Raw genomic sequence first — 6,942 nt, forward strand, 5'->3', positions numbered from 1 at the left:
GATGATATAAATGACACGAATATGGAAATGAACAAGAATTTATGCCGGAGGCTCGGAAACTTGAGCCTGCCGGTATTGCTTTCGGTCGTCCTGCTCGCCTCGTGCCGGGATGAGATTGAGACGGGCGCGTACACGGGACCCTATATCCGCTTTTCGGTATCCGAGGGGTCGGAGTGGCATAGCACGCGGGCGGCGGGCGGCCCGGCAGAAAAGGCGGTCCCACGGGATTCCGTGCAGCCCCTGCACGGCGGAGATGGCAATACTCCCCTTTACCTGCACACGCTTTACACCGACAGTATCGCTTCCCCCTCTTCGGACATTTGTCCGGACACGGCCGTCCTTACCCGTGCCACGCCCGTAAAAACGGCGACTCTCTACGAATCGATCGGAGTGTTGGCTGCTGCGTTTAATGAACCGTGGAGCGAGACCTCGTACCGGCCGGATTACATGTACGATGTCGAGGTCACGAAAGCATCGAGCTGGACCACCTCCTATCATTGGCCGACTCTCACGGGAGGCATAAGATTCTTCGCCTACGCGCCCTACCACGGGGAAGGAATCGTCCTTTCGAACAAGACGAAGGCAGGAAGCCCGACAATCACCTACACGGTCCCGGCAGACGTCGCCGACCAGAAAGACCTTCTTTTTGCAAATTCGATTTATACTACTCCGACAGGTACTCTGAAAAACGCTAATAATGCCGCGCCGCTTACTTTCAACCATGCCCTGACAGCCGTCAGGTTCGTGTGCGGGAATGACATGCAGGGAGGTACCGTAAAGAGCGTCAGTCTGAAAAATGTCTGTTCCAAGGGGATTTTGAACTATGGAACACATAGCTGGAGCGGTGTAGATACTCCCGCCGATTTCTCGCAGACATTGGATAAATCCACTACGGGAACCCCGGACGAAGCCCTTACTACCGATGCGCAGACCTTCATGATGATTCCGCAGACGCTTCCCGACGGCGCACAAATTGAAGTCGTATTCACCGACAAATCCAACGTCGATCACACGCTGACCGCTGACATCAAAGGCACAGTCTGGCCTATTGGAAAGACTGTCACTTATAAAATCTCCAGCAGCTCCATAAACTGGACATACGAGCTTAGCGTCAACATGCCAGGGGACTTCACCTATAGCGGCGGTACACAACAATACAGTGTCACAAGCTACAAGCATAACTCCAGAGGGGAAAAGCAATCCGTCCCATGGACGGCAGAGTTTTCGGAGGACGACGGAGTATCATGGAAAAATACCCCACTCGATTGGGTGACCGGTTTCACCACAGCCGGTCCCGGTGGAGAGACTCCACAATCATACAATGCAACTGTCGGCGCACAGATCGGTACGAGTAGTGACCCCCATGCGCAAAAGTTAAGGGATAACCCATCACACGGTGGTGTAATTTATCACCATAACCTCGCCAACCAGACTGATGGTGGTTCAACGGTTCAGAACACCGCCAACTGCTATGTTGTCAGTGCTCCGGGATACTACTGTTTCCCTTTAGTATATGGAAATGCCATCAAAAATGGTACGACCAACACTCCTGCATATACCTCCAATAAAACAGGAAGTGATATTCTGACACCTTTCATCAACCATACGGGTAATCCAATCACCAGCCCTTACATAAAAGAGAATGCCGGTTGTGTTCCTGCCAAGGCCGAATTGTTATGGCAGGACGCGCCGGGTTTGATTTCCAATGTACAATACAATAATTCCCAAATGCAACTATTCGTTAATCCCGAGAATTACATATCCTTCCAAGTGTATGCTCGGACTATCCGGCAGGGTAATGCCGTCATCGCCATCAAGGATGCCGGCGACAACGTCCTCTGGTCCTGGCATATCTGGGTGACCGATGAAAATATCGGCCAAACCATCGAGGTAACCAATCACCAAAGCCAAAAATATAAATTTATGCCCGTTAATCTCGGCTGGTGCGATGGTCGTACCGAAACTTATGCAGAGCGTAGTTGCAAGGTGAGATTCACTGCCGGAGACGCAAGCAAGGAAGTGATCATCAAACAAGTTTCGGCTTCAATCACAACAGGTGGCAATCATCCTTATTATGAGTGGGGTCGTAAAGATCCGTTCCCACCTTCGAACGGATTGGCCAATACCAATAAAATCTGGTACGACAAAGACGGCAATGCTCACACGGAAAGTCCTAAAACGGAGAACTTTTCTACCGGCGCCACTTGTATCATGAATTATATTCTCAAACCGGATGTGATGCAGAGTCAATATTATGGCGATAATACATATGCAAATCTATGGAGTGCCGATAACAATGTTTATACTGCCAATGACGAAAATGTCATAAAAACGATTTATGATCCCTCTCCTGTGGGCTTCAAACTTCCTCCCGGTAATGTTTTCACTGGATTCACAACAACCGGAGGCAGTACAAGTACGTCTTCTGAAATCAACGGAACGTGGAGCAGCAGTTCCTTGAAGGGATGGAATTTCTACACTGATTCTTCAAAGAGTAAAACCATCTTCTTCCCTGCGTCGGGGTATCGCTACCGTTCCAATGGCATGGTGAGCAACGTTGGCAGCTACGGCTTCTGTTGGTCGGCGGTTCCGTCCAGCCCGACCAAGGGTCGCTACCTGTACTTCTACTCGTTGCAAGTGATCCCTTTGAGCACCTCCAACTCTCGGGCTGTCGGGTTTGGGGTGCGTTCTTCCCAAGAATAGGGAGCGTAGCGACCGTATCCGTTTCATTGGATTATTTTCCCTACGGCTTTAAGGCCGTAGGGATAGTACCGGCGAAGCCGGTCGATTTTTATAGATATTAAAATTAAATAATTATGACCAGCAAGGATTTTATAGAAGCTGAAGCAGGTAATAACGGAAGTATCATTCTTTATCGTGAGGGGCTTTTCTGGAAAGCTTATGAAAAGTCTGCTTACGCTGTCTGTACGCAGATCAAGCCTTTGAAGGCTATAAAAAGAAGGTTAAAGTCACTCGGTGGCGGTGAGATAGTTTCAGTGGGATTTCCATGTAAGCATGAACAAAAGTATATAGGTTCTTTGGAGCATATGGAGACTATGCCTGACCGTCTTGTGTTGCGAACGCTAAAACCTATAGACGGACAGAGGTTTGAAGAATGGAAACAGGAACTTTCATCGGAGCATTCAGTTGTAGGGAGGAGAGATGCGTGTGTGCAGAATCTGTCACGGAGTAATATTCCGCATGGAGAGTTAATCATGCGAATCCGGATGTTCAATCTGGCGGAAAGTACTCCGATGGATTGTATGTTATTTGTAAATGAGTTGAAAAAGATGCTCTAATATACAATGAATGAGAAGTGGCAGTTTATGATAATTTGCCTGTGTATAAGGCTGCATATGATTTGTTAAGGAGTGTGTATGAGAAGACGGGAAAGATTCCCCGTGATGTGAAATATACACTGGTGGAGGTGTTGAAAAAGGATCTGACCGAGATTATGGTAATGATATACAGGGCTAATGCTACGACTGGAAAACTTCCGTATATTGAACGGGCAAGAGATCTGGTTGTAGGAGTCAAGGTCCGTTTAAGACTGTTGCAAGATATGCGGCATATCAGTGTGAAGCAGTATGCGGCGTTTGCCCAACAGGTGGAGTTGCTGTCGAAGCAATTGTCGGCTTGGCATGATTATGCACGGAGACAGGACGCAAAGAGTCAAGAAAAAATATAAACAAGAAAAGATATAAATAAAAAGGATTCCTTTGCCTACACAAAACAGGATAAGGCCAGCATTTCGTATAGCCAAGACTTGCGAGAGAGTGCCAGATAAATTCAGTAACCCACTGTCCGTGTAAAAACGGTCATGGCGGATAGATGTATCCGAAGCCATGTTGCGGGCAGTAATGGACAGTTTTATATCGGGGTTCCGAAAGGTCCTCCGATATATACAATAAGTGGTTATATTTCCCTGCGTCGGGGTATCGCAACTATTCCAATGGCGGGGCGAACAACGTTGGCAGCTACGGCTACTGTTGGTCGGCGGTTCCGAACAACCAGAACAACGGTCGCAACCTGAACTTCAACTCGTCGAACGTGAACCCGTTGAACAACAACAATCGGGCGTACGGGTTTGGGGTGCGTTCTTCCCAAGAATTTATCCTTGTACGAGGCAGGGAATCCTTTGAATGTAAATTACAGAAATGGCTGAATGTTATAAGAGACAGGATTTGCTTACGGATCTTTTTCAGGCCTATTACGAGGCGAGGAAGAAGAAAAGAAATACTGCGAGCCAGCTTGCGTTTGAGATTGATCTGGAACATAATCTTATGGAGTTGTATGAACAGATAAGGGATAGGAACTACACTCCTTCACCTGGGGTATGTTTCGTGGTTAACAGGCCAGTGAAGCGAGAAATTTTTGCCTCGGATTTCAGGGACAGGGTAGTGCATCATCTGTTGTATAATTATATTTCTCCTATGTTTGAGGGCAGAATGATTTTTGACAGTTATTCATGTCGCCGAGGAAAGGGGACAAGTCAGGGAATAGCACGCCTGGAACACCACATACGCAGTTGTACGCAAAATTATCGTTATAGTGCCTATATATTAAAACTGGACTTAAGGGGGTATTTCATGAGTATCAGGAAGGATCGTCTGTACGATCTTATCTGCAAGGGACTGGAACGATATAGAAGAAGCCGGAAACAAAAAGAATGCCCGGATATGGAACTGATAGATTTCCTGCTAAGACAGATTATATTCAGAAATCCCCAGCGGGATTGCCGGATACGGGGTAGCGCGGAAGATTGGGAAGGACTTCCACCCACGAAAAGTTTGTTCAATTCTCCGGAAGGTGTGGGACTTCCCATAGGAGATTTGACATCCCAGCTGTTCAGTAACATCTATTTGGGGGAGTTGGATGGATATGTGAAGCGTGTTTTACGCTGTAAACATTACGGGCGTTATGTGGATGATTTTTTTATTGTCCATCCAAGCAAACGCTATCTAAAGGAACTGATTCCATGGATACGGGAATTCTTGAAGGAAGAATTGGAGTTGGAGTTGCATCCGGATAAAATCGAATTGCAGCATTACAGTCGTGGTGTGGCTTTTCTGGGAGCGTATGTGAGACCGTACAGGAAATATCCGTCAAAACGTACCGCAGGATTTTTTCGGGAAGCGGTACACAGGCTGGAAAAAGAGAGTTCCAAAGGAAAACCCGCTCCGGAAAGACTGCGAAAGATGTTGGCTGTGCTAAACTCCTACCAGGGGCATTTGAAGCATTTCAGATCATACGCTCTGCTGGATAGGTTCTTGCGTAATTCACCTTTGAAAGAATATTTCTATTTTACGGGAGGTTATAGAAAAGCCGGTATTAGGAGTCGTTTTCTGATCCCTATAAAAGATACGTACGGGAGAGGAAAAGAACCCGAAACTTTTCCTGAAACCGGGGGGCGGATTATGGATAATAGCGTACATCGTGAAGATAGCGGGGGCAGGAATAGTAAATAAGCACCAGTATATGTATGAAATGTATGCCTATGAAACTGAAAGTACGAATATTTGAGGGAAAATCTCCCGAACTTTATCTGGCCGTAGGGCACTTTGTACTTAGTCCTGCATGTCTGCGGGAGAATAACAACTACCCTTATAAATCCTCCCGGATGTTTACCTGGCATGTTCTCTACCATGAAGACCAGGTAGTGGCTTTCATGCCTGTTGAGAGAAAACTCGATGGTGGTTATAAAATTGATAATTATTATGCCACTCCCGATAGGGAGAGGGGGAACCAGTTGCTGAAGCTGTTGAAAAGCGTGATCAAGGAGTCGGGCGATGAGACTTCCCCTTTGCGGGCGACCGTTCAGAAACGGGATGTCGGAATTTTCAAATACATGAATTTCATCACGATCCGGGAAACCAAGTTATATGTTATGATGGAATTGGTACGTATGGGTTCCGACAGTGGGAAACAGGATGGCTGAAAGAGAATGGGAGGAACTCGGATGAATGTATATCAGGCGTTGCGGGAGAGGATCAGAAGAATCTTCGGCGAGTATGATTATGTGTACCTTTCTTTTTCGGGGGGTAAGGACAGCGGTGTGCTGCTGAATGCCTGTGTGGAGCATATCAGGCAATATGGAGGTCGGATGGGAGTATTCCATATGGATTACGAAGTGCAGTATTCCCTGACCACGGAGTATGTGGATGAGATGCTGTCTTCGAACCGGGATATTCTGGATGTTTACCGCTGTTGCGTGCCTTTCAAGGTCGGTTCGGCTGCATCCATGTACCAGAGATTCTGGCGGCCCTGGGACCCTTGTGTCCGTTGGGTCAGGGAGATGCCTGTGGAATACCTGGGTACGGAAGCATTTGATTTTTATACTCCGCAGATGTGGGATTACGAGTTCCAGGAATGTTTTTCCTTTTGGCTCCGCAAGCAACTTGGAGTGCAAAAAGTGGCATGTCTGGTTGGAATACGTACCCAGGAAAGCTTTAACCGTTGGAGAACGATCTATCGTAGCACTCCGGGCCCTTCAGCCGACTGGATATGTCCTGTCGATGAGGGCATAGACAACGTGTATCCGTTGTATGACTGGCATACTACGGATATATGGACTGCCAATGGCCGTTTCCGTTGGAAATACAACAGGTTGTATGACCTCTATTATCAGGCGGGTGTTCCTCTGAACAGCCAGCGTGTTGCGAGCCCGTTCATTTCCCAGGCCATCCCGTCGCTGCATCTGTACAGGGTGATCGAGCCGGAGATGTGGGGCAAGATGCTGGGACGTGTGAACGGTGTTAATTTTGCCGGGGGTTACGGTAACTCTGTAGCGATGGGATGGCGGGGTGTCAGGCTGCCTGAGGGAATGACCTGGAAAAAATATCTTTTTTTCCTTCTGGACACCCTTCCTGAGGATGCCAGGAACAACTATCTGGATAAACTGGAGGTAAGCGTGCGGTTCTGGCGGGAGAAGGGCGGCTGTCT

Annotated in this window: 6 protein-coding genes; all 6 read left to right on the plus strand. The window is 47.6% G+C overall.

Going from position 1 to position 6,942, the window contains the following annotated elements; all coding sequences use genetic code 11:
* Positions 1-21: 21 nt before the first annotated feature.
* The gene (locus ABUA47_RS11710; RefSeq protein WP_349824488.1) at positions 22-2,703 is read left to right on the plus strand and encodes a fimbrillin family protein; all 2,682 of its coding nucleotides are present in this window, start codon (positions 22-24) and stop codon (positions 2,701-2,703) included.
* Positions 2,704-2,816: 113 nt separating this feature from the next.
* Complete coding sequence (locus ABUA47_RS11715) at positions 2,817-3,299, plus strand: hypothetical protein (RefSeq protein WP_005818128.1); 483 nt, start codon at positions 2,817-2,819, stop codon at positions 3,297-3,299.
* A gap of 41 nt (positions 3,300-3,340) precedes the next feature.
* Complete coding sequence (locus ABUA47_RS11720; RefSeq protein ID WP_225550654.1) at positions 3,341-3,688, plus strand: four helix bundle protein; 348 nt, start codon at positions 3,341-3,343, stop codon at positions 3,686-3,688.
* 745 nt (positions 3,689-4,433) lie between these two features.
* The gene (locus ABUA47_RS11725) at positions 4,434-5,468 is read left to right on the plus strand and encodes an RNA-directed DNA polymerase (protein ID WP_334312650.1); all 1,035 of its coding nucleotides are present in this window, start codon (positions 4,434-4,436) and stop codon (positions 5,466-5,468) included.
* 29 nt (positions 5,469-5,497) lie between these two features.
* On the plus strand, positions 5,498-5,938 hold the full coding sequence (locus ABUA47_RS11730; RefSeq protein ID WP_172681589.1) for a hypothetical protein: 441 nt from the start codon (positions 5,498-5,500) through the stop codon (positions 5,936-5,938).
* 6 nt (positions 5,939-5,944) lie between these two features.
* The coding region (locus ABUA47_RS11735) for a DUF3440 domain-containing protein (RefSeq protein ID WP_349831612.1) at positions 5,945-6,942 on the plus strand (998 nt) is incomplete at its 3' end.

The sequence above is a fragment of the Bacteroides sp. RTP31139st1_H2_RTP31139_211217 genome (genome assembly GCF_040227615.1).
GTDB classification, from domain to species: domain Bacteria; phylum Bacteroidota; class Bacteroidia; order Bacteroidales; family Bacteroidaceae; genus Bacteroides; species Bacteroides uniformis.